Source organism: Selenomonas timonae (assembly GCF_014250475.1).
GTDB lineage: Bacteria > Bacillota > Negativicutes > Selenomonadales > Selenomonadaceae > Centipeda > Centipeda timonae.
On record NZ_CP060204.1, the window covers coordinates 2,334,331 to 2,351,779 of the forward strand.

General features: G+C 57.9%; 14 protein-coding genes. 4 read left to right on the top strand and 10 right to left on the bottom strand.

The window, feature by feature from the left end:
- Positions 1-103 precede the first annotated feature (103 nt).
- Both H1B31_RS11220 and H1B31_RS11225 read left to right on the top strand, forming a co-directional pair.
- Positions 104-730, top strand: coding sequence for a polysaccharide deacetylase family protein (locus H1B31_RS11220; RefSeq protein WP_185980381.1), 627 nt, complete (start codon positions 104-106; stop codon positions 728-730).
- 2 nt (positions 731-732) lie between these two features.
- Positions 733-1,383, top strand: coding sequence for an IMPACT family protein (locus H1B31_RS11225; protein ID WP_009441934.1), 651 nt, complete (start codon positions 733-735; stop codon positions 1,381-1,383).
- Between the two features lie 26 nt (positions 1,384-1,409).
- On the opposite strand, the gene H1B31_RS11230 is transcribed toward H1B31_RS11225, so the two are convergent.
- Positions 1,410-2,090: a Crp/Fnr family transcriptional regulator gene (locus H1B31_RS11230; RefSeq protein ID WP_009441935.1), complete on the bottom strand. Its 681-nt coding sequence runs from the start codon at positions 2,088-2,090 to the stop codon at positions 1,410-1,412.
- A 195-nt stretch (positions 2,091-2,285) separates the two neighbouring features.
- On the opposite strand from H1B31_RS11230, the gene H1B31_RS11235 reads away from it, so the two are divergent.
- The gene (locus tag H1B31_RS11235) at positions 2,286-3,635 is read left to right on the top strand and encodes an MFS transporter (protein ID WP_185981298.1); all 1,350 of its coding nucleotides are present in this window, start codon (positions 2,286-2,288) and stop codon (positions 3,633-3,635) included.
- 71 nt (positions 3,636-3,706) lie between these two features.
- On the opposite strand, the gene narI is transcribed toward H1B31_RS11235, so the two are convergent.
- The 4 genes from narI to H1B31_RS11255 are packed head-to-tail and all read right to left on the bottom strand — an operon-like array spanning position 3,707 to position 10,008.
- Entirely contained in the window at positions 3,707-4,372 is a 666-nt protein-coding gene (gene narI, locus H1B31_RS11240) for a respiratory nitrate reductase subunit gamma (RefSeq protein WP_185980382.1), read from the bottom strand.
- On the bottom strand, positions 4,372-4,902 hold the full coding sequence (narJ, locus tag H1B31_RS11245; RefSeq protein ID WP_185980383.1) for a nitrate reductase molybdenum cofactor assembly chaperone: 531 nt from the start codon (positions 4,900-4,902) through the stop codon (positions 4,372-4,374). The genes narI and narJ overlap by 1 nt, the downstream gene beginning before the upstream one ends.
- Complete coding sequence (gene narH / locus H1B31_RS11250; RefSeq protein ID WP_185980384.1) at positions 4,902-6,323, bottom strand: nitrate reductase subunit beta; 1,422 nt, start codon at positions 6,321-6,323, stop codon at positions 4,902-4,904. The genes narJ and narH overlap by 1 nt, the downstream gene beginning before the upstream one ends.
- Entirely contained in the window at positions 6,313-10,008 is a 3,696-nt protein-coding gene (locus H1B31_RS11255; protein WP_185980385.1) for a nitrate reductase subunit alpha, read from the bottom strand. The genes narH and H1B31_RS11255 overlap by 11 nt, the downstream gene beginning before the upstream one ends.
- A gap of 265 nt (positions 10,009-10,273) precedes the next feature.
- Between H1B31_RS11255 and H1B31_RS11260 the strand changes: the two genes are divergently transcribed.
- Positions 10,274-11,602: a threonine/serine exporter family protein gene (locus tag H1B31_RS11260; protein WP_185980386.1), complete on the top strand. Its 1,329-nt coding sequence runs from the start codon at positions 10,274-10,276 to the stop codon at positions 11,600-11,602.
- Positions 11,603-11,669: 67 nt separating this feature from the next.
- On the opposite strand, the gene H1B31_RS11265 is transcribed toward H1B31_RS11260, so the two are convergent.
- From H1B31_RS11265 to ald, 5 genes are all read right to left on the bottom strand, one after another.
- Positions 11,670-12,653 carry a dipeptidase gene (locus H1B31_RS11265; RefSeq protein WP_185980387.1) on the bottom strand — a complete coding sequence of 328 codons (984 nt, stop codon included), beginning with the start codon at positions 12,651-12,653 and terminating at the stop codon, positions 11,670-11,672.
- A gap of 17 nt (positions 12,654-12,670) precedes the next feature.
- The gene (locus H1B31_RS11270) at positions 12,671-13,885 is read right to left on the bottom strand and encodes a DUF819 family protein (protein ID WP_185980388.1); all 1,215 of its coding nucleotides are present in this window, start codon (positions 13,883-13,885) and stop codon (positions 12,671-12,673) included.
- A 104-nt stretch (positions 13,886-13,989) separates the two neighbouring features.
- Positions 13,990-15,096, bottom strand: a complete 1,107-nt coding sequence (gene alr / locus H1B31_RS11275) for an alanine racemase (protein ID WP_185980389.1) — start codon at positions 15,094-15,096, stop codon at positions 13,990-13,992.
- Positions 15,096-16,181 (bottom strand): YkvI family membrane protein, encoded by a 1,086-nt coding sequence (locus H1B31_RS11280; RefSeq protein WP_226372110.1) that lies wholly within the window; start codon positions 16,179-16,181, stop codon positions 15,096-15,098. The genes alr and H1B31_RS11280 overlap by 1 nt, the downstream gene beginning before the upstream one ends.
- Before the next feature lie 119 nt (positions 16,182-16,300).
- Entirely contained in the window at positions 16,301-17,422 is a 1,122-nt protein-coding gene (ald, locus tag H1B31_RS11285) for an alanine dehydrogenase (RefSeq protein ID WP_185980391.1), read from the bottom strand.
- Between the last annotated feature and the right edge of the window lie 27 nt (positions 17,423-17,449).

Consider the following 17,449-nt stretch of genomic DNA (forward strand, 5'->3'; position numbering starts at 1 on the left):
CTTTATCATACTACAAGAACGCATAGATTACTACGATTTATTTGACAAAGCTGTAAATTTTTATTATCATCATTAGCAACTATGTAAAGGAGGAGCTAGTATTATGAAATTCAGAGCCTTGCTGCTCGCTCTCGTGCTTGTCATCACGGTCTCGGGCACGACGAGCGCAGCCGTCACCGAGCATCGCGAGTCGACGACAAATCTCTCCATCGCCTATCCTGTTCTCAGCCTCGAGGACGCTGCTGTCGCGAATCTCATCAACGCCGACATGGAGGCGCTGGCGGCGAGCGTGCGCTCTGCCTACGAGAGCGGCGCATTCTATCGCGGCGAGTTCGGCTATCGCGTCCACCTCGACGATGACAACTTCCTCTCCGTGACGTTCACGGATCTGCGCTACGAGCTGCGCGGCAACCAGCCGACACGCCACGACTACGGCTACGTCTACTACAAGAAGACGGGTCAGCGTCTGCCGCTCGCGTTCTTCGTCCACGTCACACCGTCCGATCTCGACGGCGAGGCGGTGAATGGACATCTCTACAACGAGCAGGGACGCAACACCCCCATTCAGCCCGAGAAGTCCGTGCGCGAGGTGCCGACGAACTACTTCCTCGGCGGGCGCGGCTATGTCTGCCCAATCTTTCAGGCGGGTGAACTGACGGCGAGCACGGGGCCGACCTACATTCTGCTCGACGCAAGCATCATCGACTACTTCAACCGCAAGAACAAATAACGATGGAAGCCTATACGACCATCACAGGGGAGATACCGGCGGGCGGTGTCTCCCCTGTTTTGTATGAGATTCAGCGCTCGCGCTTCCTCGCCTATGCCATCCACGCAGAGGACGAGGAGGAGGTGCGTGCATGGCTCGCATCCGTAAAGAAGGAGCACTACGAGGCGCGCCACGTCCCCTATGCAATGGTGCTCGGGGCGCGTGCCGACCGCCAACGCTCGAGCGATGACGGTGAGCCGGGCGGCACGGCGGGCAGCCCCATCCTAGAGGCAATCAAGGCGCGTGAGATTACAAATGCTGCTGTCGCCGTCGTGCGCTACTTCGGCGGGATCAAACTCGGTGCAGGCGGGCTCATCCGCGCCTATGCACACGCGGCAGGTCTCGGACTCGAGGCAGCGGCAAAGCTGCGCATGACGCCGCTGCATACGATGTACGTGCAGCTCGACTACGACCTCCTCGCAGCCGCCGAACGCTATGTACGCGATGCTGCATTACAAACAGGCGAGACAAACTATGCGGACGCCGTCACCCTCGCCCTCCTCGTACCGACAGGCGACATCGAGCTCCACCAGCGTGCACTCACCGATCTTACGGCGGGGCGAGCGCGATACCAACTCGGTGACCAAAAGTATAGTGCTGTACCGATACCATAACAAAAAACGCCCCGACGGGCGTTTTTTTATTCGATATTGCAGATGTCCTTGCCGCAGTTCTCGCAGTGGATCTCCGCCTTGAGAAATTCGATGTCCTTGATGAGGATGAGGTGACCACGCATCGCAATCACATCATTCTTTTTGAGATCGGCAAGCATGCGGTTGAGACTCTCACGCGCGGATGCCGAGTAGTTCGCAAGTTCCTGATTCGTCAACGGCACGGAGATGAGAATCCCCTCATCCGTCTGCATCCCGTAGCTGTTCGCAAGGCGAATGAGCGTCGAGTAGAGCGCACCCTTCTTCCCGTAAAGCACAAGGTCACGGAACTTCAGATGCTGCTTGCGCATGTGCAGACCGATCAGCTTGAGAAGCGCAATTGATAGATGCGGGTGCTTCTCGAGATAGGATTGCAGCACGGGGAACTCGATCGCATAGACCTCCGACGCGCTGCGTGCAACCGCACTGAAAATATAGGTTGGAGTTTCCTCATAGAGCGGTAGCTCGCCGATAAGACTCCCTTTCGTCGCAAGGCGCAGCGACAGGACGCGCCCTGACTCACCATATTTTACGATGAAGATATGCCCCGAGCGCACAATGTAGAAATAGCGCGCCGACGTGCCCTCACGAAACAGATACGCCCCATCATGCAGCGATATCACCTTCCCCGGGATCGACATCATCTCCCGAATGAGCGCCTCCTGATCCACAAGTCTCACCTCCGTTCATTTCATAGGACTCACCTATCATATTTTTTAATATTATCGAAAAAACTATGAAAAACCTGTGACATCAGTCACATCCAAGAGAAAAATTTTTCACTATAATTTTTTCATATAAAATTCATAGGAAACTCTGATAAGGCACAACCTTCCTCAGTGTTTCACGAAATCATTATGGGAGAGATGCAAATGGAAAGCAAAGACATCCTCGCCGCTCTCGGCGAGAATCCGTCACGGCGCGACATCCTCGCGCATTGGGATCCGGAGAACGAGGCATTCTGGAAGAAATACGGCGAGCGCGTCGCAAAACAGAATCTCTACACCTCGACGTGGGCGCTGACCCTCGCCTTCGTCGCGTGGACGATGTGGGCGACGATTGCCGCACAGCTCAATCAAGTGGGCTTTCACTTCACGGACAACGAGATCTTCACGCTCGCAGCGCTGCCGGGACTCGTCGGCGCAACGGGACGACTCATCTACACCTACCTCCCCGCTATCGTCGGCGGGCGCAACTGGACGTTCATCTCGACCGCCCTCCTGCTCATCCCGCTCATTGGTCTCGGCAATGCCCTTACGGACACAACGACGACCTATGATACCTTTGTCCTCCTAGTAGCAGGCATCGGCATTGCGGGCGCAAACTTCTCTTCGTCCATGGCGAACATCGGCTTCTTCTTCCCAAAGGCGCAGAAGGGTCTCGCCCTCGGCATCAACGCCGGCATCGGCAACCTCGGCGTTTCGCTCATCTACCTGACTGCGCCGATGCTCCTCGGCGCGAGCTTCGGCGGCCTCTTCGGTGAGCCGCTCATGAACGCGGCGGGCAAGGAGGTCTACCTTCAGAACGTCTGCTACTTCTGGGCGATTCCGACCGCGCTCACCCTCGTCCTCGTCTGGATGTTCATGGACAATCTGCCCATCCCGAAGCAGAGTCCGCGCAGCATGATGTCCATCTTCGGCAACAAGCACACGTGGCTTATCACGGTCATCTACACCTGCGGCTTCGGTTCGTTCATCGGCTACTCGGCAGCTCTCGCACTCCTCGTCAACCGCGAGTTCCCCGAAGTCTCCTTCGCCTACGCGGCATTCCTCGGACCATTCATCGGCGCGGGCGTGCGCCCCATCGGCGGCTGGGTCTCGGACAAGGTCAACAGCGGCTCGAAGGTTACGTTCTACTCGCTGCTGCTGATGCTTGTTGCCTGTTTCGTCACCATGCTCGGCATCCAGGCGCATAACTTCGCACTCTTCTTCGGCTCATTCCTCGTGCTCTTCTTCTCGACGGGCTTCATCAATGCAGCATCGTTCCGCATGATCCCGTTCGTCTTCGAAAATCCCGTGCACGCCTCGCTCGTCACAGGTTTTACAGCAGCAATTGCAGCATACGGTGCCTTCTTCATCCCGAAACTCTTCGGACTTTCGTACGCAACGCAGGGCAATGTTATCCCCGCATTCTATTTTCTCATTGGATTCACCTTCCTGACCATCATTATTACATATGTATTCTACGCACGCAAGGGCAGCGGCATCAAATGCTGATGCACCCCCCCCCCGCTAAAAATCCCCCTTCGCACGATTTTCGCGCGAAGGGGGATTTTCTATCCACCGATTTATTTTTTCCGATAGATAATCGGGCTGCGCACGAGGTACTCAAAGGGTGCGCTGAGGCAGTGGACGAGACGCGTGAACGGGAAGAGGAACGCGACTGCCATCCATGAGAACATGTGGATACGGAACATGAGCGGCACGTTCTCCATGTAGTCGATCTCGGGGCTGAGTGCGAGAACCGAGCGGAACCACGGAGAAATCGTCTCGCGGTAGTCGAACCCGCCCTGCACGGCGTTCAGCGTCGTGGACGCGCAGCCCGTAAAGATCGCAAGGAAGAGGAACAAATAGAGCCACTTGTCCATTGTCGACGTGTTGACCGCCATACGGTCCTTGCCGAAACGGCGAATGAGGAGCAGGACAAAGCCTCCGAAGAAGAGGATACCCGCAGGTGCTCCGCCGCCGAGCGCAATCATGTGGTAGAGGTGCTCGTCGATGCCCGCCGCCTCGGTCATGAACTTCGGGATGAGCACGCCGATGACGTGTCCGCCAAATGCCATGACGAGACCGAGGTGGAACATCGGCCCCGCGATCTTCAGGTCGCTCTTGGAGAGGAACTGACTCGACTTCGTCGTCCAGTTCCGCTCAGAAACAGTGTAGCGCACAATCGTCCCCACGATGAGGAACGTGAACGCGATGTAGGGCAGGATGCCCCATGCGAATTGTTTCATTATGCTGTCCTCCCTTCGAGTCCCGCCGCCTCCGTGAGCACGACATCGAGGAGAAACGCATAGGGCAGCTTCGCCTCGATCAGACGGTCGCGCAGGAGTTCCAGTTTCGGACGCACCTCGGTCAGGATGTGCAGTGCCTGTTTATCCGGCACCGCCGCCGCAAGTTCGAGGATCGCGGGCAGGTAGTCGGGCAGTTCGTGATCGAGGTCATAGCCCGCATCGAGGAAAAGCTGCTTGTATGCGAGCATTTCCTCGGACTGCTTCCCGAAATCCGTACGGTTGTGCGTCGTGAGGTAGAGGTTCGTATTCTGCGAGAAGTCAAAGGCACGTACGTAGGCATCCTCGAACTCCTGTCTGTCGCTCTCGCCGATGTAGCCAAAGAACTCCTCGAACACCTCGCGCGACTGCGGACGCTCGACATCCGCAACTGCCGCTGCATGGGTGGGAACGCCCTCCCACCACTCTGCCGAGGGGTACTCGAACAGGTAGGAGGTGAGGAGGAGCGGTGTCTGAATGCGGTTCGTATCCATCAGCAGCACCCTCCGGGACAGGCATAGCCGACCGAGCCCTGCAGCTCGCGCAGTTTCTCATGCGTGACATCCTGAAGCCCCGCAGGGATGTTGAAACGCTCGCGGCGTTTCGCAAGCCCGAGGAGACGGTACATCGCCTCGTAGGTTTCCACATCGTGCGTCAGATTCGCAGGCAGAGCATCGCCCGTCTGCTTTGCACGCATGACGGCACGCAGTTCGAGGAGGACGTGCAGCACGCGCTCGATCGCCGCCTCGTCGCCCGCCGTGAGGAGCTGTGCGAGGTAGGCGACAGGGATGCGCATCTCCGCCGCGCCCGGGAAGAAGACCTTCTCCTCGACGCGCCGTGCAATCGGGCTGAGGGGCGGGACGTACCAGACATTCGGCAGCGTGCGGTACTCCGGATGGAGGGGGAACGCGAGCTGCCACTCGGCGATCAGCTTGTGTGCGGGCGAGTTCTGTGCCGCACGCATCCAGCGGTCGGGGATCCCCGCCTCCTTTGCCGCCTTGACCACCGCAGGGTCGTTCGGGTCGCAGAGCGCACTGAGGTATGCCTTGTAGATATCCTTCGGATCGGGGGTGGATGCCGCCGACTTGACCTTGTCCGCATCGTAGAGCAGGACACCGATATAGCGCATGCGTCCAACGCAGCCATCGCTGCACACGGTCGGCAGACCGTTCTCCAGACGCGGGAAGCAGAACGTGCACTTCTCCGCCTTGTTCGTCTCCCAGTTGTAATAGATTTTTTTATAGGGACACGACGGAACGCAGTGACGCCAGCCGCGGCAGCCGTCCTGCGAGATGAGCACCACGCCGTCCTCGTCGCGCTTGTAGATCGCGCCCGAGGGGCACGCCGCAACGCACGCGGGGTTGAGACAGTGATTGCACAGGCGCGGCAGATGCTTCATGAAGATGTCGTGGAACTCGAGCGTGATCTCCTGTCCGATCTTCGCGAGGTTGTAGTCCTTGCGTGCGGACGCGCCGTCGGCGAGGTCGTCCTCCCAGTTCGGTCCCCACTTGATCTCCATGCGCTTCTGCGTGATGAGCGAGCGCGGACGCGCCACGGGCTGATGGTTGCGCCGCTTCCCATGAATCAGCGTTTCGTAGTCGTACGTCCACGGCTCGTAGTAGTCGTCCATCTCGGGCTGCTGCGGATGATAGAACAGCTTTGCAAGACGCGTCGTCATGCCGCCGGTCTTGAGGCCGAGTTTTCCATCGCGCAGCTCCCAGCCGCCCTTCCATTTCTCCTGATTCTCCCACTGCTTCGGATAGCCGATGCCGGGCTTGGTCTCGACGTTGTTGAAATACATATACTCCGCGCCGCGCCGGTTCGTCCAGACGTTCTTGCAGAGGATGGAGCACGTATGACAGCCGATGCACTTGTCGAGATTCATGACCATCGCAATCTGTGCTTTAATCTTCAAGCCAATCTACCTCCTCCATGCGCCGCACGACAACGTACGAGTCGCGCTGATTGCCCGTCGGGCCGTAGTAGTTGAAACCGTAGCTGAGCTGCCCATAGCCGCCGATGAGGTGGGTGGGCTTGATGTGGATGTGCGTCGGCGTGTTGTGCGTGCCTGCGCGCGTGCCCGAGATCTTCGAGCCCGGTACGTTGATGTGGCGATCCTGCGCGTGGTGCATAAAGACCGCACCGTGCGGGATACGCGGCGAGACGACGACGCGCGAAGCGACGACACCGTTGCGGTTGTACAGTTCGATCCAGTCGTTGTCCTTCACGCCGATCTCCGCCGCATCCTTCTCGCTCATCCAGACGCTCTGCCCGCCGCGGAACATCGTGAGCATCTGCTGCGCGTCGAAGTACATGCTGTGCGTACTCCACTTGTTGTGGGGTGTCAGGTACTTCAGCGTGATCTCCTTCTGCGTGCCGTTCAGCGACTTGTTCATCGGACGGAAGTCGAGGATCGGGCGGTAGACCGCCTGTGCCTCGCCAAACTCACGCATGACCTCGTGATCCATGTAGAAATGCTGGCGCCCCGTGAGTGTACGGAACGGGATCAGCTCCTCCACATTGTTCGTAAAGGGCGTATAGCGGCGGTTCTGGTTGCTGCCCGTAAAGGTCGGTGCCGTGATCGTCTCACGCGGCTGTGCGATAACCTGATCGTAGGTGAACCGCTCCTCCTCACGATCCTTTGCGAGCTTCACGAGGTCATTCAGCCCCGTGCGCTTCTCCACCGCCTCCCATGCGCGGACGGCCGTCCTGCCGCAGGTCGTCGGGGACATACCGAGCACGGCGTCAATCGCCTGCCGCGCCTCGTAGATGGAGGGACAGCCGTAGGACACATAGTCCTTGTTCTGAATGATGCCGTTGCGCTGACGAATCTCCTCGTAGTCCTCCGCCGAGTCCCACGTATTGCCGTGGCTCGCCGTCTTGCCGCCCGCATTCGGGCCGAGCGCGATCCACTTCTCATAGAGCTTCGTATAGTCAATCGTATTCGATGCAATGTTAGGCATGGTCTTGCCGGGGATCGGCTCACACTCACCCTTGCTCCAGTCGCGCACAATGCCGTCCGGCTGCGCGAGTTCTGCCTCGCTGTCGTGCCCGAGCGGGGTCGCAGCGATGTTCGTGTACGGCGTGAGCTTTGCGTCCTTTGCGACCTGCGACACCGCCTGTGCCAGTGTGCGGTAGATGTCCCAGTCCGTCCGCGACTCCCAGAGCGGGTCGACCGCCGGCTGGAAGGGATGGACAAACGGGTGCATATCCGTCGAAGAGAGGTCGGTTTTCTCGTACCACGTCGCCGTCGGCAGCACAATGTCGGAGTAAAGCGCGTTGCCCGCCATGCGGAAATCGAGCGAAACGAGGAGGTCGAGCTTGCCCTCGAGCGCGCCGCCCGGCTGCATGAGCTCCTCCTTCTCGCGCCACTTCACCTCCTGCGGGCGCGTCGCACAGTCCTCCTCCTGGAAGATGCTGTTCTCCGTGCCAAGGAGGTATTTGAGGAAGTAGTCGTTGCCCTTCGCGGACGAGCCGAGCAGGTTGCAGCGCCAGACAAAGAGGTTGCGCGGGAAATTCTCCGGTGCATCGGGGTCTTCCCATGCGAACTTCAGGCTCTTGTCCTTCAAGCTCTTGACGATGTATTCCTTGATGCCGTCCGCGCCCTCGAAGCCCGCCGCCTTTGCATCCGCAGCGAGGTCGTTCGAGCCACGGTTGAACGTCGGGTAGGAGGGTGCCCACCCCAGACGCGCCGCGAGCACAGCATAGTCCGCCGCGTGATTGTAGCGTGCATTTTCGTTCGCCGCCGTCAGTGCATCCGTCTGAATCTCGTCGCTGCGCCACTGGTCGGTCGCGAAGTAGTAGAACGAGGTAGAGTTGAGCAGCTTCGGCGGTGCCTGCCAGTCCGTACCCGTCATGATACGCGCCCAGCCCTCGTTCGGGCGGAGCTTCTCCTGCCCGACGTAGTGCGCCCAGCCGCCGCCGTTGCGCCCCTCGCAGCCCGTAAAGAGCAGGAGGTTGACGATCGTACGGTAGACGACGTCCGCATGGAACCAGTGGTTGATGCCACCGCCCATGATGATCATGGTTCTGCCGTTCGTCTTGATGGCGTTGTCCGCGATCTCGCGTGCGGTCTTGATGACGAGATCGGGCGAAATGCCCGTGTACTTCTCCTGCCACGCGGGCGTATATGGGGTGTCGTCCTCGTACGAGCCTGCGCTCTCGCCGCCGATGCCGCGATCAATCGCATAGTTTGCAAGCGTGAGGTCATAGACCGTCGTGACGAGCACCTCGCCGTCCGCCGTCTTCACGCTGCGCACAGGCAGAGCACGCGTCAGCGTACGCTCCCTGCGATCGTTGCCGAAGTACGGCAGCTGCACCTCAACCGTCCCCGTCTTGTCATCCCAGACGGAGAGACGTGGGCAGATCTCCGCGCCCGTGTCGCGGTTCTCCTCGCGGATGTTCCACTTCTCCTGCGTCGACCAACGCTCGCCGAGCGTGCCGTTCGGGATGACGATATCGCCCGTCTTGTCGTCCACGACGTAGTAGCGGAAGTCCGCGTGCTTCTCGTCGCGCCCCATGTCGCGCGAGGAGAGCATACGCCCGGGGATGTACGTGCCGTCCTCTTTCTTCTCAATGCGCACGAGGAACGGGAAGTCCGTATACTTCCGCGTGTACTCGAGGAAGAACGGCGTTGTTTGATCAACGTAGTATTCCTTGAGAATGACGTGCCCCATCGCCATCGCCATTGCGGAGTCGCTGCCGACCTTGAGCGGAATCCACGTATCCGCAAACATCGAGGACTCGGCATAGTCGGGCGCGATGGAAACGACCTTTGTCCCCTTGTAGCGCACCTCCGCCATAAAGTGTGCGTCCGGCGTGCGCGTGAGCGGTACATTCGAGCCCCACGTGATGAGGTAGCCTGCATTGTACCAGTCGCTCGACTCGGGCACGTCCGTCTGCTCGCCCCAGATCTGGGGGCTCGCGGGCGGCAGGTCGGCGTACCAATCGTAGAACGAAAGGCCGACACCGCCCATGAGCTGCATGAAGCGGATGCCCGCCGCATAGCTCAGCATCGACATTGCAGGGATGACAGAGAAGCCGAAGATGCGGTCGGAGCCGTAGGTGTACGCCGTGTAGAGCACGGAGGCGGCGATCAGCTCGCTGACCTCCTGCCAGTTCGAGCGCACAAAGCCGCCCATACCGCGCGCCTGCTTGTACTGCTTCTTCTTTGCGGGATCGGAGGCGATGCTCTTCCATGCCTCGTACGCATTCGGATGCGCCGCACGCGCCTCACGCCAAAGAGCCGCGAGTTCCCCGCGCATATACGGGTACTTCACGCGGTGCGGACTGTAGAGATACCACGAGAACGTCGTCCCGCGCGGGCAGCCGCGCGGCTCGAAGTCCGGCATATCCGGCGCCGTCTCCGGATAGTCGGTCGCCTGATTCTCCCACGCCACAATGCCGTTCTTGACGTGGACGTTCCAGCTGCACGAGCCCGTGCAGTTGACCCCGTGCGTCGTGCGGACCGTCTTGTCGAACGACCAGCGGTCGCGATACATGTTCTCCCATGCGCGCCCGCCCTCGTGCGTCTCATTGTGACCGTCTGCGGATTTCGACGTTGGAATCAGATACTTAAACTTTTGAAAGATACTGCTCACGCCTTCACCCCTCCATTATTTTGGCTTTCATTGAAAAGGCTTATAGATACGATATAATTTTACTATATAGGCTTTTACGTGCATGTGAGTAATGTCACATATTTATAAATTTTTATAGCTGAAACTTATTCTTTCTATCGCTTTTATCTATCATAGAGTATTTGTCCATCTGTATACCGGATTTCTTATTTCACGCCGATAATCTTCTGTGATATAATGACAAAAATATTGTAAGCAGGTGAGAAAGGCAGACCGTGATGCTCCTATGAACACTGAACTCATACAAAATGCCTCCAAAGACAGCAATAAAATGCTCAACCACAAGATGAAGATCCTGCTCGACATCGGGCAGACACTCATGGAGAACGGCGCGGACTGTTCGCGCATCGTGCGCGATATGCGGCGCGCGGCAGTGCATCTCAGGATTCCCTCCGAGCAGATCCAGTCGCACGTTACCTACACGACGCTCATGCTCTGCGTCAGCGACGGTGAGCGCTCCTTTACACAGTTCCGCAAATGTCTGAAGCACGGTGTCAACCTCGCCGTCCTCGCCGCTGTCAGCAAGCTGACATGGCGTATCCTGCGCGGCAATACGCCGCTGGATCCAATCGAGCGCGCAATCAACCGCATCCGCGAGCGTCCGCTCTGCTATCCCGACTGGATCATTGCGCTCGGCGCCGCCGTCGGCTCGGGCGGCTCGTGCAAGCTCTTTGGCGGCAGCTGGACAGAGGCGCTTGTCGCCACCATCGCGGCGCTCATGGGTTTCCTCGCCCACCGCACGAGCACGCGATACGCCTTCAACCCCTATGCATGCGCCATGATTACGGGCTTTGTCGCAACGCTCGGCGCATGGATCATCCCCGCTGCGCTCGGGCTTCCTACGATGTGGTATGCGCTCGTCGCCTGCACCATCTTCCTCATGCCCGGCTTCCCATCGATCAACGCCGCGAGCGACCTGCTGAACCGCTTCACCACCTCGGGCATGACGCGCGCAATGGACACGATGCTCATCATCGGCGGCATGACCTTCGGCATCGCCTTTGCCATCCTCGTTGCGGGCGTACACAATATTTCGGACGTGCACATACAGCCGACCGACAGCTATCTCAATCAGGCGATTGCCGCCATCCTCGCGGCAGGCGGCTTCTCCATCATGTTCAACACACCGAAGAAGCTGCTCGCCATCGTCGCTATCGAGGGCATTGTGACCATGCTCATTCGCAACGTCCTGATGCTCGAGTTCGGACTGCCGCAGGCAATCGGCTCCTTCGCAGCAGCAGCCGTCGTCGGCATCGCCGCGCTGAAGATCATCCATATCGTTCACACGCCGAATACCCTGCTCATCATCCCGCCCGTCATCCCCCTCATCCCCTGCGTCCTCCTCTATCGCCTCCTCTTCGCCGTCCTGCACATCCAGACCATCTCCGTCGAGGAGCTGCTGGAGGCGCTGCGCTTCGGCGTAAACGGCGTCACCATCATTCTCGCCGTCGTCGTCGGTGTCTCCATCCCGAACATCTTCATCCAGAAGCGCATTGAGGCACAGCAGCAGCGCGAGATCAGCGCCATCATCGCACAGCGAGAGACGGAGGACTGAATCCTGTGCATACAAATAGGACTGCCATTCGTTTGGCAGTCCTATTTGTATGCGGCAAAGCGCGTATTCAGCCGACGATCTCGGAGACGATGCGCATGAAATTCCCATGCGCAATTTTCTCCAGATCTCCCGCACTGTAGCCCCGTTTTTTCAAAACATCAAGGAAGTGCGGTACATCTGCCGCACTCGTGAGATCCGCAGTCATCTCCTCTGTATGGACGAACGAGGCGAGCGTATCGCCCGGCAGATAATCGCAGAAATCAAAGCCGCAGGCAATGTGATCCACACCGACGAGCCCGGCAATGTAATCGACATGATCTGCCAGCCGCTCCGCACTCGGCTGCTCCGCCGCGATGAACTCCGGCCACGCATTCATCCCGATCACGCCGCCGCGCGCGGCGAGCGACTTGATCTGATCGTCCTTCAGATTGCGCGCGTGCGCACACAGCGCGTAGGCATTGGAGTGCGAAGCGATGAACGGCTTCTCCGTGTGCTCATAGATATCCCAGAAGGTCTGCTCGTTGGCATGGGATACATCCACGATCATCCCCAGCGCTTCCATGCGCTGTACAGCTCTGATGCCAAGCGGCGTCAGCCCTGCATCTGCATGGGGACTGCATGCGCCATTGGCAAACTCGTTGACCTCGTTCCACGTCAGCATTGCATGCCGAACGCCCCACGCATAGAGCACATCCAGGAAGTCGACCTGCCCGCGCAGACCGCTCAGCCCCTCCATGCCAAGGAGAATTGCCAGCTTTCCCTGCGCGCAGATGCGCTCAATATCCGCTGCACAGTATGCAGTCTCTGCGACATCCGCAGCCTCCCTCAGCTCCGCACAGGCAGAGGACATGATCTCAACCATACGCTCCGTCGGCGTATCCGTGTACGGCGGATCAATCCATACACAGCAGGTCATCGCTTGGATATTGCCCTCCTGCAGCTGCGCGCTGTGACAGCGGCGGATAACCGACTGCTCGCCCTGCTGTCTGCGCAGGGTGACATTGGTAAACAGATCTGAGTGCGCATCAAAGACGCTTATCTTTGTATTCATTCATTGCTCTCCCGCATCTATGCGCCCAAGATACTGCCGACAATAATGCCAAGATACGTTCCTATGACATAGCCGAGCGTACCGACCAGCATTGCGGGTCCTACGAGCTTGTTCCATCCCTGCGAGATCGCCATGCCTGCCGCCGTGGTCGGGCCGCCGATGTTCGCATTGGAAGCGATGATAATGTCCTCTAGGTCAAATTTGAGCAGCCTCCCGCCGATCAGGCAGAAGAGCATATTGACAACCACCATAATCAGGCAGAAGACGAAGAGCAGCGGTGCATTCGTCAGAATCTCCATAATGGAGGCAGGCACGCCGATGACAAAGAAGAACATATAGATGAAGAATGTACCGATTTCCTGCGCGCCGTTCATCGAGCTCGCCTGCTTCTCAAAGAACGTTGCAAAGATCATCGAGATCATCGTGATCCAGACATACTGACTGCCGAGGAAGGTGTTGCACATCTTCGTGAACCAGTTCGCGTCTGCGGGGATCAGTCCGCCGAGCGTTGCACCGATGAATTTCGACGCAGTGACGACGACGACCGCATAGGTGACACACATAGCAATATCCTTGAGCGAGATGTCCTTGCGTCCCCAGTAGGTCGCCGCAAGCGTCTTCCCCTCATCGGATGCCCCGTTCTTCTCCACATCATCGATCAGAGGATGCGTATACATGCTGCGGAAGAACGAATTCCCCGCAATTCCGAGGAGGATCAAAAAGTAGATCGCCATATTGAGATTGTCCGCGACAATCGTCGATGAGACGAGCGTACCGCTGACCTTGAATGCATCGGCAAGCGCTGTAAAGTTGACACCACCGCCGATGTACGACCCCGTCATCATCGCTGCGACCTTTGGCAGACCGTCGATTGCAGAGCCCAGCAGGACACAGCCAAGGAGCGCGCCCGCAATGGTTCCCGCCGCACCGATCAGGAAGATTACGAGCAGACGGCCCGTCTCCCTCCAAATCTTCAGGATATTGGTCTGGAGGAGCAAGAGCGGGATAGCGATGGGCACGACATAGCCCCATACGATATCATCGTAAAGCTCCGCATGCGGCGGAATAATATTCGTATTAACCAAAACCAGTGCAATAATCAGGGCAATGACAGCGCCCGAAATGCGGGACGCCCAAGCATATTTCTGCTCCAGATAGACCGAAACCGCTACCGCGAGCAGCATCACAGTCATCAATACCCATGTATTCTCAGGGCTGACCAAGGTATTCATATCTGTTCCTTTCTTTCATAATGATAAATAAACGGAGCCGCCGCGGACACAAACACATCCGCAGCAGCCCCGCTCTTTGGTAACGTCACGCGCAGAAAATTACGCTACTTGACATAGACACGAGGGACGCGCTCAGAGACGAGGCAGACGACCTCATAGTTGATCGTATTTGCCCAGCCTGCGACCTCGTCCGTCGGAAGGGTCTCCGAGCCGAACAGCGTGCAGACATCGCCCATCTGCGCCTCTGGAATGTCCGTAATGTCGATCATGAACTGATCCATGCAGACACGTCCCGCAATCGGGGCACGCTTTCCGCAGACCTCCACACTCCCGCCCGCATAAGCACGGATGTATCCGTCCGCATAGCCGACCGGCAGAGTCGCGATACGCGTCTCACGCTCTGCGATGAATTTCCGTCCGTAACCAACGGATTCGCCTGGCTGAATCGTCTTGACGTAGACGATGCGCGCACAGAACTTCATGCATTGACGCAGGTCGATGGGGCGCGTAACCTCATCCGACGGCCAGAGCCCATACTGGATGATGCCCGCACGCACCATGTCGAAGTGCACATCTGGGATCTCAAGAATTGCAGCCGACTCGGCAATATGTTTGACGGGAATGTGAATTCCTGCCGCTTCGATTGCATTGCATGCCTCTTGGAAGAGTTTGACCTGATTTTTCGTAAAGGTCTTATCCGGAATATCCGCCAGAGCGAAATGGGAGAAGACGCCCTCAAGCTCCACATTTGGAAATGCGGCAATCTTCTTCGCCGTCTCAGCAGCATCCTTCGGATGAACGCCGATGCGCCCCATACCGGTCTCAATCGTCAGGTGAACCTTTACCGTTTTGCCCTGACGCACAGCCTCCTTCGAGAGCGCCTCAACGAGATCCATGCGGCAGACCGTCTGCGTGATATCGCCGTCCACAACCTCACGCGCACTCTCCGGCTCCACGAGTCCGAGAATGAGGAGTGGTGTCGTAAATCCCGCTGCACGCAGCTTCAGCGCCTCGGAGAGGGTTGCAACAGCCAGATAGTCTGCGCCTTCCTCGAGCGCCACGCGCGCAACGGCAATCGCCCCGTGACCATAGGCATCCGCCTTGACCACGGCACAGAGCTTTGCACCCTTTGCAATACGCGAGCGGATCTCACGGTAGTTGTGGGAAAGTGCCCCCATATTGATCTCCGCCCATGCTGCACGATTCGGCATCAGGACTCACTCCCCTTCGAGAAGAACTTCATGCGGATGAGTTTGATCGACATGAGAGCCATGACGATAAAGCCGATGTAGCCGTTCAGACCATACACATAGTTGAGCATCATGTGATAGGGCACGAACATGCCGAAGAAGAAGCCAATGGCCGCAAGACCGAGCGCCCACATCTTATACTTGGCCGAGCCCTCTTCCCCAGTGCGTGCGACTGCCGTCCAGAGCAGCGGGCACGCCGTCGTATAGACCGCGACGAAGATCAGAACGCCGAAGATGGTCGTGAGACCCGGTGAGAGGCTTGCCACAATGACGAGGTTCGGGATCTGAACCTGATAGAGATCCGTGATGCGGCTCATGATCGAGAGACCGATGATCGTGTTGAGCACAACGAGCAGAACGGTGGAGAGGACGTTGGCGCGGAACAGCGTCTTGAAATCTTCACGCGCACCAAGGACGGCGCTGAAGTTTGCAAGCATCAGGATGCTGTAGCCGCCGTTCGACATGCCGGACATGAACCAGTTGCTGCCGACACGCGTCATCTCGAGTTGACCGGAGGAGATGAGGTCTGCATTTGCTGCAAGCGTGTCAATGTGCTGAACGAGATGGACAAAGACCATACCGACGATTGCAAAGAGAAGCGCCGGCGTGATGCGCCCGATGATGTCAACGAGCTTGCCGAGGCCAAGCGCCACCGACCCGCCTGCGAGAACGGCAACAATTGCAGCGCCGACGTAGACGGGAAGTCCATATTGCTGCTGCAGTGTAGCGGCACCACCGGCGACCATGACGCAGTATGACAGATAACAGAAAAAGACCGTAAACCAGTCAAAAGCCTTGCCAAGGAACGTGCCATTGTAGAAGATGAACGCCTGCTGTCCGGAAGTCGCGTTGTGATCGCGTCCTGCAAGAGCAAAACCGTAGTTAGCAACAATGAAGATGATCGCAATGACGACAGCCGTGCCGAAGATCATCCAGCCGTTTGCCGTATAGTACTGGAGAATTTCCTGTCCCGTTGCAACGCCGGTTCCAATCATGAAGCCCAGATAGGAGCCTGCAAGAATGCATACGCGTTTCCATGAAGCCAAGTGAACCAGTCCTTTCAGTTTCTCAAAACGCTTTACTTTACTTAAAAAGGGGGCTGTTTCACGGCACATATGGAAACATATGGGAGTGAAACAGCCCCCTCAGCAGTCAGAGTGGAGAATTACTTTAGGAACTCATCGATGGACTTGAACGGAATGTTCAGAGCCTTAGCGACCGCCTCGTTGGTGAGGTGACCGTCGATGGTGTTGAGACCATACTTGAGACCGGGAACCTGCTGGAGTGCAGCCTTCCAGCCCTTTGTTGCGATGTCAACAGCATAGGAAATCGTTGCGTTCGTGATGCCAAGCGTGGACGTGCGGGAAACAGCGCCCGGGATGTTTGCAACGGAGTAGTGAACAACGCCGTGCTTCTCGAACGTCGGGTTCTCATGCGTCGTGCAGTGATCGCAGGTCTCGATGGAGCCGCCCTGGTCGATTGCAACGTCGACAACAACGGAGCCCTTCTTCATGGTCTTGATCATTTCCTCGGTGACGAGGATCGGGGTACGAGCGCCCGGGATGAGAACGGAGCCGACGAGGAGGTCTGCCTCTTTGACCCACTTAGCGATGTTGTAGCTCGAGGAGTACTCGGTGACGATACGGCCGCCGAAGATGTCATCGAGCTCACGGAGACGCTCGATCGAGAGATCGATAACCGTGACGCGTGCGCCGAGACCGACAGCAATCTTAGCAGCGTTCGTACCGACGTTGCCGCCGCCGATGATGACGACCTGGCCTGCAGAGACACCTGCGATACCGCCGAGGAGGACGCCGCTGCCGCCGTAACGGCTCTCAAGGAACTGTGCACCGATCTGGACGGACATACGGCCTGCGATTTCGCTCATGGGAGCGAGGAGGGGGAGACCGCGGCCATTCTTGCCGATAACCGTCTCATAGGCAATGCCGACAACCTTCTTCTTGAGGAGAGCCTGTGTAAGTTCGGGCTCAGCTGCGAGATGGAGGTAGGTGAAGAGGATCTGACCCTCATGGAAGAGGTCATACTCGGATTCGAGAGGCTCTTTTACCTTAACAATCATTTCAGAACGATCAAACAGAGCCTTCTTGTCCGAGATGATCTCAGCACCGACAGCCTTGTAATCGGCATCCGTGAAGCCGCTGCCAACGCCGGCACCCTCTTCGATCAGGACCGTGTGACCAGCACGGCGCATCGCCTCGACACCCGAAGGGGTCATACCGACGCGGAACTCATTGTTCTTGATTTCCTTCGAAACGCCAACAATCATGTTTTTTCCTCCTACTACAGATAGATA